The sequence below is a fragment of the Methanolobus vulcani genome (assembly GCF_900100715.1).
Lineage (GTDB): Archaea > Halobacteriota > Methanosarcinia > Methanosarcinales > Methanosarcinaceae > Methanolobus > Methanolobus vulcani.
Window position 1 is genome coordinate 516,849 of sequence record NZ_FNCA01000001.1, and the last position, 19,383, is coordinate 536,231.

Below are 19,383 nucleotides of genomic sequence, written 5' to 3' on the forward strand. Positions count from 1 at the left end.
AGCCTGCTGATCTTCGATCTAAAATGATCAGGCAATATTCACACTTTTTACAGAATCCAGTTTGAGCAGTTCTTCAATGATACTGCCTGGAACCTTGGTATCAGTGATTATTGTAAGTCGGGGTTCGTCTGTGAATAACGGATCATCTGATACAGCCTGTCTGATGCTGATATTGTGCTGTGCGATAACTGTGGAAACCTCAGATATGATCCCCTTGTGAGAAGCATCATCAGGAGTTATGATTATGACACCCTGCCCCATTAATGGAGCTACGTCGCGTAGAAAAGGAATTGATTTTACGTTCTGGAATATTTTCCTTAGCTGCTCATCTGAAAGTATGACCTCTGTTGTGGAATCTACAACACGCCTGTCAACTCCTGCTTCTCTGGCAAGTTGTGTATGTGCGATCTCTATTGCACCTGAGGTGACCTTTCCTTCATCGTTTACCTGGAAACCACGCTCGAAAAGAAGCTTCAGAACCTTTTGCTGGGCCGGGTATTTCTCAAATTTTCTAAGTAATATACTCCACATATCAACCATGTAATCTTTTAAAATATAAAGATTTAAAGGTTTAGTTCTATGCAGAGGAACAAGATATCCTCCCTTATATATGGAAACGATATTTTAAGTAGGAGTTCAGCTATAATAAATTACAATTCAACTCATGAAGTGATAATCCAGAGTGATATGCTTAATTAGAGTACTAACACTAACTCGTTTTATGACAAATACACTAATTTAAGCTCTGGAGTTTTTAGAATTTAAAAAAAGGAGAAATGGAGGTATCAAATGAAAATATACAAAGATTATGACGATCTTCCAAAAATCAAATTACCACTGGGGCAGGAAGTATCTATAAGTGACAGCACTATCAGGGACGGGGCACAGATGCCTGGTATTGTCATGAAGAGTCAGCAGAAGCTCCAGATATACGAGTATCTTCACAGGATCGGAATCGAGAAGCTTGAATCTTTTGTTTACAACGAAAGGGACAGAAAAGCTATCAAGCTCATGATGGACCACGGTTACGAGTTCCCAGAGGTCACTGGATGGGCACGTGCAAACCCTGCAGATATTGATATGGTCCTGAACATTGACGGTATTGAGGAAACAGGCATCCTGATGTCAGTATCAGACCCACACATCGTTGATAAGATGGGACTGACCCGCGAGACTGCAGAAGAAAAATACCTCAACGCACTCCAGTATGCAGTTGACCACGGACTTCGCACAAGAGCTCACATCGAGGATATGACACGTGCAGACAACTATGATTTCACTTTCCCACTAATAAAGAAAATAATGGACATCGACCCGGATTGCACTATACGTATCTGTGACACTATCGGTTTTGGAATTCCATTTACAGATGTGGACGAACCTTTCGGCGTGCCAATGATCACAAAGTACCTGAAGGATGAACTCAATGTCAAGAATATAGAAACCCACTGCCACGATGACTTCGGTCTTGCAGTTGCTAACTCAATTGCAGGTTACTGGCACGGTGCAAACTGGTCCAATGTAACTTTCCTTGGTATCGGTGAGAGGGCAGGTAATGCCGAGATGGAAAAACTCCTGTTGTTCCTTGCAAGGCGTATCGAAGGCTTTGACAAGTACAACCTTGACTGCCTTGTAGAATTTTCAAGGTTCATGGAGAAGGAGATTGGTATCCGTATCCCAAGGAATAAGTCTGTTGTGGGTAACAACGTGTTTGCTCACGAATCAGGTATTCACTCCGCAGGTGTTATCAAGAATCCGTTCACCTACGAACCATATCCACCAGAGATAGTCGGTGGTAAGAGGATATTCCTAATAGGTGACTCTTCAGGTATCGAGGTGCTGAGGTACAAGGTTCAGGAAACTCTTAACGAGCTTATGGAAGTGAATATCGAGATAGACAAGAACGATAAGCGTCTCAGGGCTATCCAGGCAGATATTCAGAAGCTCTACAACGATGAAAAGAGAGTTTCATGCATATCCGACGAAGAGGTCATGGCTTACGTGAAGAAGTACTTCATGTTCAACCAGATGGTCAGTAAGGACATGCACCGCAAGGATGAGGAAGAGAACGGCGATGTCAGTGAGTCAAGTGACATTAACGAGATCAAGCCTCGCATGCACGACACAATTGACTAATTCTTTTTTTGAAGCTGCTGTCTGAGGATGGCAGCGATTATTCATTAATATTATATTTTTACATACATAAGATGTTTAGCGCATTCTTTTATTTGTTATTATTATCATTTGCCGATGAGAGCACTGAAGCCTACGAAAATACCTGAAGAGAACATACTGCAAACTCATCTCTCGAAAATATTAAAATATATTAAAGTTTATTAAAGTTAATAGATTAACTTAATATGTATATATATTATGTCAATGCAAACTTGAAAAGAATCAATCGATTTAGCATTTAGACATGACAATCATAAAGTTTAACTGAGAGAGGATTTTATGCGCAGATTTATTGCCATTATATGTTTTTTATTAATATCCTGTGTCGCTTTAACGTCCGCCGCACAGGCAGCAACCACAGTAAGTGCTTCAAGCGCCTCTGTAACCTATACCGAAAACGATGATATGTACATAGACCCGGGGCTGACAATCACCGGTAGTGAGTATACATACACATCAGCTAAGGTCTACATTGGCGATGGTTATGTCTATGGACAGGACTATTTAAGGTATTCAACTACAGGAAGCATTACAGGAAGTTTCAGCACATCAACTGGTATTCTCACACTTTCAGGAAGCGGGAATGCGGCCGCATATCAGGCAGCTTTCAGAAATGTAAGGTACGAGAACATAAATCAAAATCCAAACACTGCAAATCGAAAGATTACCTTTGTCCTGGGAGGAAGTACACTGTATTTTGAAGGGACCGGACATTACTACGAGTATGTGTCTTACACTTCAACATGGGCAACAGCAAAAGCAAATGCAGATACAAAAACAATGGAAGGTATGCAGGGATACCTGGCAACCATCACCTCTGATGAAGAGAACAATTTCCTGATGGAAAAGATACAGGCCGACGCATGGATAGGAGGAAGTGATGATGCTTCTGAAGGATATTGGCGATGGGTAACCGGTCCTGAAGGGACAGAGGATGGAGGAGCTGGAAGATTATTCTATGTAGGGAACGGCGTCACCGGAACGCCATACAATGGTGAATACAACAAATGGAATGGACATCTTCTGAGTTATGGTGGTAGTGAGCCAAACAACTGTGCTCCAGCAGAAAATTTTGCACAGATGTATTCATCAAATCACGGAACCTGGAATGACCTTCCAGATACTGCAAGCTTAGATGGATATCTTCTTGAATACGGAGGAATGAGTGGTGATGCTTCACCACAACTATCAACCACAGTTACTGTGAGCGTGACTTCAGTAAATGATGCACCAACAACTCCAGGAGCATTCACATCACCAACGAGCAGCCAGATAAAAAAAGGAGGTAGCTCAATGACTGTATCCTGGGGATCATCCTCTGATGTTGAAGGTGACAGTGTGAAATACGACCTCTGGCTATTCAACGGAACATGGTCCCTTATAGGTAACCTGCTGAACACCAACAGTATGGCATTCACCTTACCAGAAGACAATACAGGAAGTGCAATGTTCCGCGTATATGCCAACGACACTCAGGATAATTCCTCAGCTCGTGATGTCACATTCACCATAGACTCACTTGCACCGGTAATCGCTTATGGGACTAATGGTAACAGCACGTATGCGAACAGCCACAGTTCCATGGTGACCGGAACGGATGCACTTGCAGGTATTTCGCAGATGGCCTACGCATGGACACAGGATCAGAACGTGGATTCCGTTTCATCATGGAACTCTTTTGCAAACGCTGGGACACTGACAAAAAATTCAGTTGATGGCGACTGGTATCTCCATATACGTGGAACCGACAATGTTGGAAATATCAATTACTCCGTTTCAAATGTTTTCAGGTTAGACAATAGTCTGCCTATAACATACTTCAGTGAAAATGGTAACAGCACATATAACCAGAGCCATAGTACTATTGTAACAGTAATTGATACGGTATCGGGCATCAATGAGCTGGACTATGCATGGATACTTGACCCGAATGTAGCTAATGTGTCTGCATGGACTCCTTTTGATAGCGGAGACACACTTACAATAGACCAGAATGACGGTGACTGGTATCTTCACATAAAAGCGATTGACAATGCCAGCAATATTAACTACTCCGCATCCAATGTTTTTTTGGTTGACAGATCAAATCCTGTGTATTCATGGACAAGTATGCCTATTAATGCAAATACCGGAGATAGTGTGCTTCTTGAACTAAACGTTACTGATTATTCAACTATAGTAAGTTACAATGTAACTGTTGATGGCGATGAATACCAGATGGATACAAGTTCAGGAAACTACTCATGGACGATAGATATTCCTGCAAGCAATTCGGGAACACTGGTAAGCCAGATTATCTATAACTGCACATTCATAGATATTGCAGGAAATGTGAATACAACAGGTGACATTCTGATGAATGTCTCCATTCTGCCGATTGCAGATTTTAGTGCAAACGTGACAAGAGGGATAAGTCCTCTTACAGTTAATTTCACTGATAACTCATCAGGACTTGTGGAAAACTGGAACTGGAGTTTTGGAGATGGAAGCAATTCAACTGAAAGCAACACTACACACACCTTTGTATCCGGTAACTACACGGTAAACCTCACCGTACAGAATAGTAACGGTACATCCTCAAAATTGATGAACGTCAGATGTGCGGATGAACCGGTCTACACGTACTCACCTGAGAACACATCAGCAATATCGGCATATGGAGAAGAACTTAACTTCAGCATCCAGAGCACCCTTTACTCCAGCTTTGTATGGATTATTGATGGAAATCCTGTAAATGGAACAGGGGCAACATTGTACAGCAATGCAAATGATTCATCCAGTACGTCATACTGTCTAATAAATACCAGCCAGTATATCAACCAGAGTGATTTCTTCATGGATATTTATAATATATCGGTTCAGACCAGCAATGAAAGCATTGGACGGACTGACACACGCTCGTGGGAATGGACAGTTACAGGTTCATCTGAAAGCGGAGATAATATAACAATGGTGATTAACTCCACTCCGACAATTACAATAAATGGCAGTGATAAGTATCTGCGTTTCAACACAACCAACAACAATAAAACTGACGATAACGGCCTTGCATGCAGCATTACTTCAACATCATTCAATACAGGCAACAATACCACCGGGATAGAGGTCAGGGTGGAAGTACTGAATGTTTCTGCTATAAACGAGTCGAGCATTGATTTCTCAAGCTCATCAATATACCAGTACTTCGATATAAGCTTCAACAACGATACGCTGGTAAACAACCAAAGCAGCAACCGAAGTATAGAGTTCAGAGTGCTTAATGAAAAGGACGGAGGAACTTTAATAGTCAGTACTGTATACCTGAGACACTGGGCTAATCCACAATGGGAAGCATATACTCCTGAGCTTATAGGAAATGATGGTACTTACTCATACTTCATTGTGAGGAATGTTTCAGGATATTCCCCATTTGCTGTCACCTGTAACTATCAATACAGTTCAGTGTCAACTGGAAGTGGAATACCATATTATCTCAAAAAGCTCCTATTCTGGAGCGATGAAGAAACTGTAGCGGAAACAACTGATGAGGTGGCAGTATCTGAAAATACTGATATCGCAAACTCCGGATCTCCAGACAAATTTGATGACAGTCCTATTTCAGCAGGCTCATCAGGAGATACAGGGACATCATATTATGAAGATATCGCGAAAGAGCAGGGAGAAAGTAACACACTGAAGATCGTAGGACTTTTTGCACTGCTCATTGTAGCTGGGTTCTTTATCTTATTCCTGAAAAGAAGAGATGACGAAGAAAAGAAGCAACTGTAACCAACTTTTTTGATCAGATCCCGGATCAGAGATCCGGTACTGATTACTCTTTATATATAAGAGAACTTAATTCAAACACTCCCTTCAGGATTATGTTTTGCTTTAGGTTGTGCCTTTATTGCACCATAAGGAAGACGAAGAGAATAAATATGATCCCGGCGAGCCAGGTGACAGAAACAAGAGGAAAAGAAGAAGTCTCCTGTTTATGTCTGATTTGAAGTGTTTGTGAAGATTTTATGTTTTGCTACAAAACATATTGAATACTAGTGTATTTCAAATCTTTTTGAAACCGCCATATTTAAATATGGATAAATAAATTGTATATTATTGGTTTTGCGAGCAGAATCCAATACCGTGCAAATGAGTTTCTGGAAATACAAAATACAAAAAAATGGAATGCCTGAACCTGAATTGCAACTAGCTTGGAAAGCCATGGGAAAACGTGGTGTATCAAAAGTAAAAGGAAGATGTTAAAATGATTAATGCAAACGACTATCTTGAAACAGGATTTATTTTTCACGGCCACAGATGCCCTGCTATGCCGCTTGGAATGAGAATCGGAGCTGCTGCTATGAATGCACTGGGAGTTGACAGATCTAAAGATAAAGAGCTCTATCTGATAGCAGAGACGGGAAATGATCATGCAGCCGGGTGCTTTGTTGATGGTCTTATGACAATTACAGGGTGTACTTATGGAAAAAGCAATATTGAGAAGACATACTATGGCAAAATGGCTTTTACACTCATCGATACAATAAATCAAAAGGCAGTCAGAGCATACATAAAACCTGAATTCTTTGGCAACATGCTAAAATCTCCGTTTGTTGAACAGAGGAAAGCAGGTGTACCACCACAGGACATTGATTCTGAGATCGCTGAGCCATTGGTTAACAAAATACTAAGTATACCCGAAGAAAACTTCCTCGTTATCAGCCCGGTTTTCGATTATCCTTTTGAAAAGAAAAAAGGAGTTTTCGATACAGGATTGTGCGAGGAATGCGGTGAACGTACATTTGCACATAAATTGCAGGATGTTAATGGCAAACTGCTTTGTAAACCCTGTGCTGACAAATAAGTAGGCGATAAACTAGAGCATTTGGCGATAGGTGCAATTGCACCAACTATTTTTACATAATATACTGCTGCAAAATCTGGAGTTGGACATATGGATGTTATTATAATTGCTGTTATCATCTTTTTTTTAGCTGTTATATTTTCAATGCTTGGTCTAGGCGGATCCCTTGTCTACGTACCATTATTCTACTGGCTTGGCATCGATATACTCATAGCAATACCTACAGCATTGCTTCTCAATGGTATAACTGCCAGCTCAGCGGCAATCACATATTACAGAAAAAAAATGGTAGACCTGCAAGTAGCAGCTCCTTTTGTAGTGACTTCCATCATAGGGGCTCCACTCGGTGCTTACTTTACTAAATTTATTTCAACTGATATATTGCTATGGATACTCAGCATTGTGTTGATCTTTGCCGGAGCACGCATGCTGTTTTTTGGAAACAAAAAAGCAAAGAATGTATCAACTAATGCCACGGATAAGAAAACCAAATCCATTATTGGCATTGTTCTTGGATTTATGATAGGTTTCTTTGCAGGACTTCTCGGACTTGGTGGCGGTGTGTTTATTGTACCGATTTTGATTGCACTTGGGTTTGAGACAAAACGTGCTTCAGCTACATCAGCTTTCATTGTGTTGTTCTCCTCTTTCTCAGGTTTCTTTGGTCACCTGACCACAGGACATCTGGATATGACGCTCATGGCCTATACAGCTATAGCTGCATTCGCAGGAGGACAGGTCGGTTCACATCTAATGCACAGCAAAATGAAATCAGAAACGATCAAACAGATGTTTGGCGTGGTTCTGTGGATAATGGCCATCAAGATCGTATATGGATTGATTTGATTTTGTGTAGATAGCACAAGTATAGAAACAAAATATTTTCTGGTGATATATAAAAGAAGAAAGTTGTTGAGATGAACTCATTTCATCTCAGCTTCAACATACTTTGCAATAGCTTCGGTCATTTCGCCCATCTTTGCTTTGCCGCAGAGATCACACTTAAATCACAACACCTTCCACATATCTTCAAGATCAAGCGCAAATACCCCTTCATTAGTAAGGCTGTCTTTGTCAGCAATTTTTCTTGCGCATATACCATAGTGAACCTCAGTATTTTCAGGTAGACCAAGATATGCAGTTTTTTCCTGTAACTTTCGGAGCACATTATTGCTTCCATTTAAATCCAGATCACGCCATTTACATTCCAGAAGCATTACTTTTTTCATATCAGGACTTACAAGCAACAGATCGATTTCATAGCTATTGCCACCCTTTGGAGCGCCTTTTATAGTTCCCCATTGCCTACCTATTTTCTCAAAATAGATCGGAATTATCTGCCTGTTTTCAATCAAGAATTCTTTTATAATTCTCTCGAAACTGAACCCAAGGAAAGTATCAAAGTTTTCCAAAAACTTACTGAACAGTTCATCCGTCCTGCCCTGCTCAAAATAGGCATCATATCTTTTGATAAAACCGAACCAGAAATGCAGGAAAGGGTCCCGTATTGCATAAATTCCCTTTCTTGACTTCCGCGGGTCTTCAAGTATGGGTGTTTCTCTTCTGACAACGTTATACTCTTTGCGCAGGATATCCAGATATCTTGCAGCTTTCCCACTTCCCGAGCCCTCTAGAACACTGTTGATCTCACCGGTCTTGTTCTTTCCAAGAGCAATAGCTTCTAATATCGAATAATATATCTTGTACTCTCCTGCGAATTCAGTCACAAGTACATTGCGGCCTTCATCTTTCAGCAAAGGCATGTGGCTGTCGAAAAAGAATGACTTTGCAGTCTTTTCAAACGATTCTGCTCCAACGCCTTCAAGAAGATCATAATACTTTGGAATACCACCAAAAACGGAATAGTATTTGATCAATTCCACTGGATCATCAATACTTATATCTGAAAGTATCTCTGCAATTGTAGCAAGATCCAGCGGGCCAAGTTCCATCATAAGATCAGCCCTACCGTAAAGAGGGTGAGCCGAATCAACAAATATCCTGTTCATCAATGAATAACTCGAACCACTTATAAAAATACAGCATTTCTTTTCCCGCTGTTTAAACTCATCGACAAGCTGTTGCATATCTGAATAGATGCTTTTGTCCATGTCATAGAAATTCTGGAATTCGTCAATGAAAATGTACTCATTCATTTCAAAGAGATAGCGAAACAAGTCAATTACGTTCCTGAACTCTGGAATATTGCCGTCCCTTGATACTTCCTGCAAAAACGTTTCTTTAGTTTTGTGCATTGGAACAAAGATGTACCCATATTTCCTGCCCCTGAGAAATTCAGTAACCAGACGTGTTTTGCCAATTCTCCTCCTTCCGGTGATCACAATCATCCTGAAACTTTTGGAACTACAAATTTCACGTAACTGCTCCATCTCTTTTTTTCTATCATAAAACTTCATGTGATCATCTCCATCAGAGTTATTTAATCAGATATTCGAAAACAAAATAAAAACGTCCGAAATAACATAACATACATCACATGTAGTATACATTGCATGTATTTAATTTTGTTGCTGCTTTGATCATGCAGAAGAAAAAATGTGGAACAATAATACAGCGATAAAAGTAAGATTATACAAAAAGAGAAAGAAGAAAGAGTTTTTGAGATGAAATTACTTCATCTCAGCTTCGACGTACTTTGCAATAGCGTCGGTCATTTCACTCATCTTTGAATTGCCACCGAGATCGTATTTTAGATACTGAACTCATATCAAAACAATAAATGTTATTTCTTCTGATTTTATTATGGGGATATGAATGGAATTCAGAGAACTCTCTGATGAGCAATGGAAGTTTATTCGACTGCATTTACCACCTCAACCAATAACAGGAAGGAAGAAAGCTGATGACCGTAAGGTCATCAATGGTATTCTCTTTGTTCTGACAACTGGTTGCAGGTGGGGAGATATGCCAGATAGCTATGGTTCTCCAGCCACTGCCTGGAGAAGGCTTAAAAGATGGTTAGAAGAAGGGGTATGGAACGAGATAATGGAGTCCCTTCGGGATTCCTCTTACCAGAAAGGTAAGTTCTCTATGGATGTTGTATGTGTTGATAGTAGTTTCATTGAAACAAAAAATGGGGAGAAAATTCCGAATACAACGGCCACAAAAAAAGGAATGGAATAAAGACACATGTTTGCGTAAGTTGTGAAGGCTTTCCTTTGACGATCCAGATAGCTTCGGGAAAGGAGCATGACAGGAAACACTTTGTTAAAGTCATGGAAAACATCAAGGTCAAAACAGAAAGAAGACCAAGAACTTGACCATTGGAAGTGCTTACTGATTCTGCTTATGATGAGATACCTATAAGGAAATATCTGAGACGAAGAGCGATAAAAAGTAACATTCCTATCAATAAACTGATATATGTCTTATTGTTTTTATATATATGTATTAATCAGTTTGATTAATATTCACAGTTCTAAGAAATAATCACCATAGTAATAAATTTATTTGAAAATGCCATTATAAATTCTAGAAGTTATTGTCTTGATCTTTGCATAAAGGCAATATTTCGACTATGAGGCAAAATTATGATTTTTAATCAGGTTCAAAGAAACTTGATTTTGTCTTGTAGAAGTTATGATGGAGATAAACAAAATGGTGTTTAAAGTTAAAACAGGTACGTTGCTTCTGGCAATACTATTGGTATGTACACTTTTTGTGCAAGCAGCAAGTTCAAAGGAGATATTAACCACGACTGACGAGCCCTCTGAATTGGAGCAGGGTTTAATAGATGCATTGAACTCTAATACAAAGGAGAATTCAACAGACGACATTATTGCAGATTATTTTAAAGACAATGAAGTGACAACAAGTAATCTCAAAAAGAATAGTAAACTTACCGAAAAAACTGAATACAGAACATATCCATTAAAAGATGAGTCCTACATAACGTTCACGGATGAAGATATCTTTTTCATTACTGGAAGCACAGAAGATACTGGAAGCACAGAAGAAGCAAATAACGATATTGTAGTGAAAAGTGGTACTTCGAGTACTCCTACTCTTACTGGATCTAAAGCAGTTTATGCAACAATATCGGGTGCAAAACTTTATACGATGTATGTAGAAGGTTCTTTTACTTATGATGGCACGACTGTAGATGCCCACTATGATAATTCATGGTATGTAAGGGAGCCTCTTGCTACGGTAACTTGGAATGTTGAGAATTGGGAAGAAGGATCGTACGAGCATAGCTCAGGCACTCAATCAGACATTTATGGCAGAGGAAATTTCGAGTGGGGAATATATATTGACGGCTATGGTGTAACTCTGCAGGAATATTATAACAACCTCTACCTCGCATGTGACGAAGACGGGGCCTATTGGCTTGTTTGGCAGCAGACATGACTAAATATATGTTGGTATTATATAATTTAAAAATTACATGGCAGTCTTCTAAGGAAGGCTGTCAATTATTTTTAAATACCAATAACTTATAATATCTATATATAGGTCGAAGTAAGATACTATTGGAAAGAATCTAAAAGGGACGTACATGAGAAATTTAACAAAAATCATCGTGACTTTTATAGTTTTGTATTTAATTATACTTCTAGTTACTTGTCCATAACAACTTTTTACAAAAATATGAATGATAGTTAAATAAATTAATAGCCATGGATGATTTACTGATTTTACTCTTAACGAAGATTATAAATTTATTTAATTTTAACCATAATTTGGTAATTTGTAAAATATTAAGATATCTCCTGTGTATAAGCTAGCTTGGTATTCCATTTCGTTGTTTTCAGTTAGGGAATATACTGGAATTTCATCAATTGCAGATATTTCTCTTGATGCTAAATGTTTTTTTGTTAAATGAATTCATATTGAACAAAAAGCGTGCTTGCAATCTAAAATTTCATCACCGCAGCTAACATTGTTTAACAAAAAGTAAATATATTTTTAGTACAAACTGTGCTCAAATCAGCTTATTGTATGCCTGATTTTTGTAGTATTCAAATAGCCTCTGCCCCCAGTCAATTGCCATTTGATCAAAACTTAACAATCCATTTGTGATGTCATAAATACCTCTTTCTTTTTTGTGCAGACACAAGGATAAACATTTATTAGTCACGATTAGTCCGATATCGATATTTTTATTAATTACGTTCAATTGAAAATTATCATAATTTTTCAGTGAATTAATTTTCTCTGCGTAAGGATATTGCTTTATTCTTTCAGCAACATCCGGAGTAACAATAAAATCAATATTCATCCCCTTACATGCTTTTTGTGATACATATTCTACGTAGTCTTCAGTCACAATCGACGATATACCAAACACGTAATCAGCTTCTTGTATTATTTGAAGATTAGTTTTGTATAGGCTAAAAATATCTGTTTTTGTATCATGGATGACCTTGGAATCGTAAAGACATCCGATATCATTTAACAGCGAAGTTGGAAACGTTTCAAGACAATGGTCTGTCCAAAAAATTTGTGTTTGTTGATGACTCCCATCATCAGAAAAGAAGCTTCAATGTTGGATGCTACAATCTTTCCTATCTGAGTAAGGCAGTAACCATTTTTCTTTGATTCTACAAACTTATAAGATTCTAATTTCCTGATTTTTGGAATTAATGCCTGGGATGTACTACCAGTAATTTCACGCAATTGAGAAAGGTTTTTCATGCCTTCATTTAATGATAAAAGTATTTCTGTCATGAGTCTGGAGCGGTATATCGCTTGGATATCAGTTCTAGCTTCTTTATAGATTTCAAGCATACTCATCTTATTTTCTTCCTAAAGTGCAATTATAAACTTATCAAAATTGACACAATAGCAATGATCTTATACGTGACAAAAATCAATACAGTGTGCCTTTGAGCATGAGGTTTTCATTTTCATCGTCAAATTAGTCTGTACTCCCCACACATATGGAGTAAATATACACGATATGTAATAAGATTTTCAGTGCAGTATTATTTATTTTTTAGTTTTATAATCTTTTTTGCATAATCTACGGATAGATAAGTACCTCTAAATCCTCATTAAGAGGCACTGGTTTCACGAAGTCGGATGAAAGTCTGGTGCCTGAACTGGCCAAATTGAGGAAATCTATAAGGAAATATTTGAGACGAAGAGCGATAAAAAGTAACATTTCTATCAATATAAGGAATCGAAAATATCTTAAAAGAGAAAGACCTACAAGACTTGAATATGAATCATATAGGAAAAGAGGGACAATAGAGCGATTCTTTGCATGGTTGAAAATGGGATTCAGGAAAATAGCAAGCAGATATGAAAGACTAAATGTGGTTTTCAAAGGACTACTGGATATCGCATGTTTTCTGATGTGTTGGAATAAATTTCAACAGGAGTTTTGAAATAGGATCACTAAAAAAGCCCCGGCCAAAACCGGGGCTTTCCTTTTGTTTCTACAATAAAATTAAATAGAATCGATAATGCCATTCAAAGTCGCACTAGGTCTCATAGCCCGGGATCTCAACTCCTCATCCGGAGCGTAGTATCCTTTGATATCCACAACTTTGCCCTGAGCTTCTAACAACTCATTGGCAATCTTCTCTTCATTTTCCATCAGAGCTTTAGCTACAGGTTCAAAGATCGCTTTTAACTGGCTATCTTTTTCCTGATCAGCCAGAGCCTGAGCCCAATACATTGCCAGATAAAAATGAGATCCTCTGTTATCGATCTCATTCACTTTTCTGGAAGGTGATTTTCCATTTTCCAGAACCAGCTCTGTCGCTTTATCCAATGTTTCCGCTAAAACCAGAGCTTTAGGATTATCATAACTGTTGCCCAGATGCTCCAGAGAAGCAGCTAAAGCCAGGAATTCTCCCAGGGAGTCCCAACGCAGGTGACCTTCCGATACAAATTGCTGTACGTGTTTGGGTGCCGAACCACCGGCACCTGTCTCGAAAAGTCCACCACCATTCATCAGGGGTACGATCGATAGCATTTTCGCACTGGTTCCAAGTTCCAAAATGGGGAAGAGGTCTGTCAGATAATCTCTCAAAACATTTCCAGTCACAGAGATCGTATCTTTGCCCTCTTTAATTCTCTCCAATGAAAACCTGGTCGCTTCAACGGGAGATTTTATCAATAGTTCCAGACCCTCAGTATCATGATCTTTCAAGTATTTGTTCACTTTTTTAATGAGCTGTAAGTCGTGAGCTCTTTTCTCATCGAGCCAGAAGACTGCAGGATCGCCCGTCGCTTTGGCTCGTGTAACGGCCAGCTTGACCCAGTCCTGAACAGGTGCGTCTTTCACCTGACACATGCGGAATATATCTCCTTCCTCTACCGGCTGTTCAAGGAGTACATTATTGTTGTCATCGATAACCTGAACTTTTCCTGTACCGGTCATCTCAAAGGTCTTGTCATGTGAGCCATATTCTTCTGCTTTTTGCGCCATAAGCCCCACATTGGAAACGCTTCCCATTTTTGATGGATCAAAGGCACCGTGTTTTTGACAGAACTCAATAGTTTCCTGATACACTCCCGAATAACAGCGGTCTGGAATTACGGCTTTCATATCTTTCAGTTTCCCGTCTGGTCCCCACATGCAGCCTGATGAGCGGATTGCTGCAGGCATGGAAGCGTCGATGATAACATCGCTGGGAACATGGAGATTGGTAATTCCCTTATCGGAATTAACCATAGCCAATTCCGGTCTTTTTGTATACACAGCTTCTATATCTGCTTTGATTGCGTCCTGTTTGTCTTCAGGCAGATTCTGGATCTTTGTATAGAGGTCTCCCAGTCCGTTGTTGGGATCTACACCTAATTCAGAAAGCAGAACATCATATTTATCAAATATATCTTTAAAGAAGACCTTAACCACATGACCGAAGATAATAGGGTCGGAAACTTTCATCATAGTCGCTTTCAAATGAACGGAGAATAAGACATCTTTATCTTTGGCATCTTCTATCTGTTCAGCCAGAAATGCCTGCAGAGCTTTTTTGCTCATAACAGATGCATCAATGATCTCTCCGGTCAGAAGAGGAGCTTTGTCTTTTAATAGTGTTTTATTACCAGCGTCATCTGTAAAGATAATTCTGTAATTGGTAGCCTCTTCAATTTCAACAGATTTCTCAGTGCCGTAAAAATCTCCGCCGGTCATGCTGGCTACATGGGATCTGGAATCGGACTTCCATTCTCCCATGGAATGGGGATGTTTTTTCGCATAATTCTTTACAGCTTTAGGAGCTCTGCGGTCAGAATTTCCTTCTCTGAGTACCGGGTTAACAGCACTGCCCTTGACAATATCGAATTTCGCTTTTATAGCCTTTTCTTCATCATTAGAAGGATCTTCAGGATAATCAGGCAGGTCATATCCCTTAGCCTGGAGTTCTGCAATTGTCGCTTTTATCTGGGGAATTGAAGCGCTGATATTGGGTAGTTTGATAATGTTGGCTTGCGGAGTTAAGACCATCTCTCCCAATTCGGAAAGGGCATCAGAGATCTTCTGATCCTCTGTCAGTCTTTCGGGGAACTGGGCAATGATCCTTCCCGCCAGGGAGATATCCCTCGTTTCCATAGTGATTCCGGCGTTTTTCACATAAGCCTGTACAATAGGCAGGAGTGAACTGGTTGCCAAAGCCGGAGCTTCATCGGTTTTAGTATAAATGATTGTAGGTTTCTGTACCATGTTAACCCTTTTCTCTGTAAATTAATATTGCTCAAAATCAATAAGTATTTAACAAATTGTAATTTTAAAATCGTAAATTATAATATGAATATGAAAGTTCAAATTGCTCTATTGACGACGACATCATATATATTTCATACCCAGAAAGGAAACATATACTAAAAAAGAAGAAAGAGAAAACAGCCAAAAAATATCAAAATATCAGGTTTTGGTGGACTTTTTCTGGGAATCCGTTACCTTTGCTAGATTCTTCAGCCTGAGAAGTGTCATTGCGAAAATATAAGCAAAACCTAATATTATAATGAAGATCAGCAAAGCCCTTAAACCTGTAACCGTCCCAGAAATAATTACCAGAGCTGCAAGTACCATAATTATCAACTGACCCAGCAGGGACAACAAACTTGACTGGACTTCCCTGTGCTTTAAAAACAATTTCAGGTTCATACGGATATATAATCCACAATTTACATATATACCTGACCGCCTACATTTTTAGATAAAAAACTCATATAGAATACTATGACACCCATGACACAGGGTTTCCCCATTACAGACGAGCACATGCACATTGATCCCAGGGCAAAAGGACTTAAAGCGGTCAAAGAATTTCAGAACGTTGGTGGCACCCATATTTTTCTTGTCATGAAACCAAGCTGGACTCTTGGTATCAAAGTCACAAGACCCGAGGATCATATTGCAGTCTTTGAGGAAACAGTTGACATCTCAAAACAGATCAATGAAACAGGTGTCACATCATTCCCGGTTCTTGGAGTTCACCCTGCAGAAATAACAAAGCTCACCGAATACATGGAGCTTCCAAAAGCCGTTGATACCATGAAAGGCGGACTTGACATTGCGGCAGGTTATGTGCAAAAGGGACTTGCAGTTGGACTTAAAAGTGGCAGGCCTCACTATCCTGTAAGTCCCGAAATATGGGACGCATCTAACGAGGTCATGGAATATGCCTTCACACTTGCCGCAGACCTTGACTGCGCAGTCCAGTTACACACAGAAGATGTAGGAGAGCCGGAGCTTGTAGATATTGCAGACCGTGCCAGAAAAACAGGAATAAAAATGCACAAGGTTGTAAAACACTATGCACCACCGCTAGTTGATGTATGTGAAAGACTTGGGATTTTCCCCGGCGTACTTGCAGGCAAAGGTGCCATTGAGGAAGCACTTAAGCAGGGAACCCGGTTTATGATGGAAACCGATTACATCGATGACCCTGACAGACCCGGGGCTGTGCTTGGTCCGAAAACAATTCCCAGAAGAACACTCAAACTTGCAGAAGAGTTCGGTGAAGAACCTTTCTGGAAAATACACAAAGAAAATCCTGAAAAGGTCTATGAGGTCGATATCGAACTCTGAATTCTTCTTACTTTATTTTTTGTACTCAGAACATATCCACCATAATAACGTAAATATCCATGACATTAGTTCCCGTTGGACCAGTCTTTATCAGGTCGCCTGTTTCTTTGAAGAAACCAAAGGAATTATTGTTGCAAAGATACATCCTGGCATCAAGTTGCAGATTCCTTCCCCGCTGAACAGTGCCACCGTCAGCGAAAGCACCTGCACAGTCTGTAGTGCCATCGTTACCATCTGTTCCTGCTGCAAGTAAAAGAACATCATTCAGCTCTGCGACCTCTATGGCAAAAGACAAAGCCATTTCCTGACACCTGCCACCTAAACCTTTGCCTTTCATTGTAACAGTTGTTTCACCACCTGCAAGTATGCATGCTGGAAGAGGAAGCGGTGTACCCCTCTGTCTTTCTTCCCTGGCAATTGCTGCAAAGACCTTGGCAACCTCCTTAGCCTCACCCACAATGGACGATGTAAGAACCATGGTATTATAACCCAGTTCAGAAGCCTTTTTCTCAGCTTCCTGAAGTGCAAGGGAATTGTTTCCCACAAGATAGTGACTGGTCTTTTCAAAAGCTGATGCTCCTGAATTTGGAGTTTCCTCAATTACACCTTCCAGGCCATCATCAAGAACTCCGGCAACCGCAGGAGATAACGCAATACAATATCTTTCGATGATATCATGGAAATCTACAAAAGAAGAGGTATCTGGAACTGTCGGACCTGAGGCGATCACATCCAGAGGATCACCAACAACATCTGAAAGGATCAGGCTGACAGATTCGGAAGGGAAAGCCATTTTTGCAAGGCCACCGCCTTTTATTGAACACAGATGCTTTCTTACAACATTAAGCTCGTCAATGGTTGCACCGGCGCGCATCAGGCTATCGGTTAACTTTGCCATATCCATAAGTGAGATCCCTTTACGTGGATATGTGACAAGTGCCGAGCCTCCACCTGATATGAGGAAAAATATCAGGTCATTGGTATCGGTAGTCTCAAGAAGATCATGGATCATTTTTCCGGCTGCAATACTGTTATCATCCGGCATGGGATGACTTGCTTCAAAAACCTTCATTCGAGAGAGAGGAGCTGCAAACCCTTTTTTAGTAATAGCGATGCCACTTGAAAGAGAATCACCCAGAATCTCTTCCATGGCCTTTGACATTGGTATGGCTGCCTTTCCAAAAGCGATAACATAGATATTCACGTACTGTGAAAGGTCATAAGAGCGACCATTTATAGATAATTCATTTCCGCTCTTCTCCACCGAACGATAAATACAGGCCTCAGGGTCAACTGCTGCAATTGCCTCTGACATAATGGAATATGCATCGTTCCTCATCTTTTCATTCATAGTATTCCATCCAGGCCTTTCTGAATTCCAGCTTACCGGCGGCTGTAAGTTCCCATCAGTTCACCATACGCCAGCACGTGCCCACTCATTGCATTTTCCACAAGACCACGGTCTGAGCCACTTTGCAGATCCAGTTCTGTGTCAAGTGCGTATACTTTGAAGAAGTATCTGTGGCTTCCGGAAGGAGGACACGGTCCGATGTATGATGTCTTACCTGCACTATTTTTACCTTCAATTCCCGGAATACTGTCTTCATCTATCCGAGAGTCCACGGGAATGTTCCAGACCACCCAGTGAGTGAACGTACCCATAGGTGCGTCAGGGTCATCCATTATCAATAAAAGAGAGGCAGCTTCTGCCGGAACATCGGATATTTCCAGATCAGGACTTATGCCCTTATCATCACATGTGTATTTCATTGGTATAGCTTCGGATTTTTCAAAGGCTGAACTTGTTACTGTTAGTGTATCGGATATCATAGTATCATCATCCGGACTGACTGCTGTATCATCTGTGATATCTGCAGCCTTCCCACTTAGAACATCGGTAGTTTCTTCCTGAACATCATCTGAATCCATACAACCTGATAATGCAATGGAAAACACCACGACAATCATTATTGCGATTCTTATGGTACGCTGAGAGTTCATGGTATCACCTGAAAGATATGATATGAACGCTTAACCCCGGTATAAATATAATTAATACACTTACTGCCGATTATTTATTATTTGTGGCATAATCAGAAAATCTTAGAAAAAGTGATAGCATCAAAGCTATCTATTCCAATGCCAGGCATTCATTCTTCAGGAATGATTATCCATGCAATGATATAGATAAGAATTCCAGTGCCGAGGCTAAAAAAAGTGCCCACAGCCCAGATTAGCCTGATAAGTACCGGGTCTACTTCTGTGTAAAGACCAATACCACTGCAAACACCTGCAAGTATTCTATCTTCTTTTGAGCGTCGCAATTCTTTATACATAGATTCCTCTTAAAGGG

The 19,383-nt window shown here is 39.9% G+C and carries 18 protein-coding genes; 9 read left to right on the forward strand and 9 right to left on the reverse strand.

From position 1 onward, the window contains the following. Positions 1–27: 27 nt before the first annotated feature. A complete protein-coding gene (locus BLP52_RS02280) occupies positions 28–531 on the reverse strand; it encodes a TrpY family transcription regulator (RefSeq protein WP_091708415.1) in 504 nt (167 codons plus the stop codon). A gap of 258 nt (positions 532–789) precedes the next feature. Here BLP52_RS02280 and BLP52_RS02285 point away from each other — a divergent pair, with 258 nt between their 5' ends. The 4 genes from BLP52_RS02285 (at position 790) to BLP52_RS02300 (ending at position 7,864) form a co-directional block, all read left to right on the forward strand. Next, a complete protein-coding gene (locus BLP52_RS02285; protein ID WP_091708312.1) occupies positions 790–2,136 on the forward strand; it encodes a homocitrate synthase/isopropylmalate synthase family protein in 1,347 nt (448 codons plus the stop codon). A gap of 318 nt (positions 2,137–2,454) precedes the next feature. Continuing rightward, positions 2,455–5,943, forward strand: a complete 3,489-nt coding sequence (locus BLP52_RS02290) for a PKD domain-containing protein (protein ID WP_091708314.1) — start codon at positions 2,455–2,457, stop codon at positions 5,941–5,943. Positions 5,944–6,418: 475 nt separating this feature from the next. Continuing rightward, the gene (locus BLP52_RS02295) at positions 6,419–7,018 is read left to right on the forward strand and encodes an FmdE family protein (protein ID WP_091708316.1); all 600 of its coding nucleotides are present in this window, start codon (positions 6,419–6,421) and stop codon (positions 7,016–7,018) included. 90 nt (positions 7,019–7,108) lie between these two features. Next, positions 7,109–7,864 (forward strand): sulfite exporter TauE/SafE family protein, encoded by a 756-nt coding sequence (locus tag BLP52_RS02300; RefSeq protein ID WP_091708317.1) that lies wholly within the window; start codon positions 7,109–7,111, stop codon positions 7,862–7,864. A gap of 161 nt (positions 7,865–8,025) precedes the next feature. On the opposite strand, the gene BLP52_RS02305 is transcribed toward BLP52_RS02300, so the two are convergent. Further along, on the reverse strand, positions 8,026–9,435 hold the full coding sequence (locus tag BLP52_RS02305; protein ID WP_091708320.1) for an ATP-binding protein: 1,410 nt from the start codon (positions 9,433–9,435) through the stop codon (positions 8,026–8,028). A 358-nt stretch (positions 9,436–9,793) separates the two neighbouring features. Here BLP52_RS02305 and BLP52_RS02310 point away from each other — a divergent pair, with 358 nt between their 5' ends. The 3 genes from BLP52_RS02310 to BLP52_RS02320 all read left to right on the forward strand — a co-directional run bounded on the left by BLP52_RS02310 (position 9,794) and on the right by BLP52_RS02320 (position 11,389). Next, positions 9,794–10,162 carry a transposase gene (locus BLP52_RS02310; RefSeq protein ID WP_091708322.1) on the forward strand — a complete coding sequence of 123 codons (369 nt, stop codon included), beginning with the start codon at positions 9,794–9,796 and terminating at the stop codon, positions 10,160–10,162. Further along, positions 10,159–10,299, forward strand: a complete 141-nt coding sequence (locus BLP52_RS14650) for a hypothetical protein (RefSeq protein WP_238380696.1) — start codon at positions 10,159–10,161, stop codon at positions 10,297–10,299. Before BLP52_RS02310 ends, BLP52_RS14650 begins: the two co-directional genes overlap by 4 nt. Positions 10,300–10,636: 337 nt before the next feature. Further along, positions 10,637–11,389: a hypothetical protein gene (locus tag BLP52_RS02320; RefSeq protein WP_162272925.1), complete on the forward strand. Its 753-nt coding sequence runs from the start codon at positions 10,637–10,639 to the stop codon at positions 11,387–11,389. Positions 11,390–11,963: 574 nt separating this feature from the next. Here BLP52_RS02320 and BLP52_RS14655 read toward each other — a convergent pair. Then, on the reverse strand, positions 11,964–12,329 hold the full coding sequence (locus tag BLP52_RS14655) for a transcriptional regulator FilR1 domain-containing protein (RefSeq protein ID WP_449405409.1): 366 nt from the start codon (positions 12,327–12,329) through the stop codon (positions 11,964–11,966). 104 nt (positions 12,330–12,433) lie between these two features. Continuing rightward, positions 12,434–12,775 carry a hypothetical protein gene (locus BLP52_RS14660; RefSeq protein ID WP_238380690.1) on the reverse strand — a complete coding sequence of 114 codons (342 nt, stop codon included), beginning with the start codon at positions 12,773–12,775 and terminating at the stop codon, positions 12,434–12,436. A 299-nt stretch (positions 12,776–13,074) separates the two neighbouring features. Between BLP52_RS14660 and BLP52_RS02330 the strand changes: the two genes are divergently transcribed. Next, on the forward strand, positions 13,075–13,371 hold the full coding sequence (locus tag BLP52_RS02330) for a transposase (protein WP_238380691.1): 297 nt from the start codon (positions 13,075–13,077) through the stop codon (positions 13,369–13,371). A 62-nt stretch (positions 13,372–13,433) separates the two neighbouring features. On the opposite strand, the gene BLP52_RS02335 is transcribed toward BLP52_RS02330, so the two are convergent. Both BLP52_RS02335 and BLP52_RS02340 read right to left on the reverse strand, forming a co-directional pair. Continuing rightward, positions 13,434–15,659, reverse strand: coding sequence for an NADP-dependent isocitrate dehydrogenase (locus BLP52_RS02335; protein ID WP_091708325.1), 2,226 nt, complete (start codon positions 15,657–15,659; stop codon positions 13,434–13,436). A 201-nt stretch (positions 15,660–15,860) separates the two neighbouring features. Beyond that, positions 15,861–16,103: a hypothetical protein gene (locus BLP52_RS02340; protein ID WP_091708327.1), complete on the reverse strand. Its 243-nt coding sequence runs from the start codon at positions 16,101–16,103 to the stop codon at positions 15,861–15,863. Positions 16,104–16,187: 84 nt separating this feature from the next. On the opposite strand from BLP52_RS02340, the gene BLP52_RS02345 reads away from it, so the two are divergent. After that, entirely contained in the window at positions 16,188–17,030 is an 843-nt protein-coding gene (locus tag BLP52_RS02345) for a TatD family hydrolase (protein ID WP_091708416.1), read from the forward strand. 25 nt (positions 17,031–17,055) lie between these two features. Here the strand turns inward: BLP52_RS02345 and BLP52_RS02350 are convergent, their stop codons facing one another. The 3 genes from BLP52_RS02350 to BLP52_RS02360 form a co-directional block, all read right to left on the reverse strand. After that, positions 17,056–18,381 (reverse strand): glycerate kinase type-2 family protein, encoded by a 1,326-nt coding sequence (locus tag BLP52_RS02350; RefSeq protein WP_091708329.1) that lies wholly within the window; start codon positions 18,379–18,381, stop codon positions 17,056–17,058. Between the two features lie 32 nt (positions 18,382–18,413). Then, positions 18,414–19,031, reverse strand: a complete 618-nt coding sequence (locus BLP52_RS02355; RefSeq protein ID WP_238380692.1) for a YbhB/YbcL family Raf kinase inhibitor-like protein — start codon at positions 19,029–19,031, stop codon at positions 18,414–18,416. Between the two features lie 149 nt (positions 19,032–19,180). Then, positions 19,181–19,366, reverse strand: coding sequence for a PspC domain-containing protein (locus BLP52_RS02360; RefSeq protein WP_091708331.1), 186 nt, complete (start codon positions 19,364–19,366; stop codon positions 19,181–19,183). Positions 19,367–19,383: the final 17 nt, after the last annotated feature.

Coding starts and splice junctions, on each gene's coding strand:
- BLP52_RS02280 (WP_091708415.1), bottom strand. CDS start 531: ATGTGGAGTATATTACTTAGAAAATTTGAGAAATACCCGGCCCAGCAA.
- BLP52_RS02285 (WP_091708312.1), top strand. CDS start 790: ATGAAAATATACAAAGATTATGACGATCTTCCAAAAATCAAATTACCA.
- BLP52_RS02290 (WP_091708314.1), top strand. CDS start 2,455: ATGCGCAGATTTATTGCCATTATATGTTTTTTATTAATATCCTGTGTC.
- BLP52_RS02295 (WP_091708316.1), top strand. CDS start 6,419: ATGATTAATGCAAACGACTATCTTGAAACAGGATTTATTTTTCACGGC.
- BLP52_RS02300 (WP_091708317.1), top strand. CDS start 7,109: ATGGATGTTATTATAATTGCTGTTATCATCTTTTTTTTAGCTGTTATA.
- BLP52_RS02305 (WP_091708320.1), bottom strand. CDS start 9,435: ATGAAGTTTTATGATAGAAAAAAAGAGATGGAGCAGTTACGTGAAATT.
- BLP52_RS02310 (WP_091708322.1), top strand. CDS start 9,794: ATGGAATTCAGAGAACTCTCTGATGAGCAATGGAAGTTTATTCGACTG.
- BLP52_RS02320 (WP_162272925.1), top strand. CDS start 10,637: ATGGTGTTTAAAGTTAAAACAGGTACGTTGCTTCTGGCAATACTATTG.
- BLP52_RS14660 (WP_238380690.1), bottom strand. CDS start 12,775: ATGAGTATGCTTGAAATCTATAAAGAAGCTAGAACTGATATCCAAGCG.
- BLP52_RS02335 (WP_091708325.1), bottom strand. CDS start 15,659: ATGGTACAGAAACCTACAATCATTTATACTAAAACCGATGAAGCTCCG.
- BLP52_RS02340 (WP_091708327.1), bottom strand. CDS start 16,103: ATGAACCTGAAATTGTTTTTAAAGCACAGGGAAGTCCAGTCAAGTTTG.
- BLP52_RS02345 (WP_091708416.1), top strand. CDS start 16,188: ATGACACAGGGTTTCCCCATTACAGACGAGCACATGCACATTGATCCC.
- BLP52_RS02350 (WP_091708329.1), bottom strand. CDS start 18,381: ATGAATGAAAAGATGAGGAACGATGCATATTCCATTATGTCAGAGGCA.
- BLP52_RS02355 (WP_238380692.1), bottom strand. CDS start 19,031: ATGAACTCTCAGCGTACCATAAGAATCGCAATAATGATTGTCGTGGTG.
- BLP52_RS02360 (WP_091708331.1), bottom strand. CDS start 19,366: ATGTATAAAGAATTGCGACGCTCAAAAGAAGATAGAATACTTGCAGGT.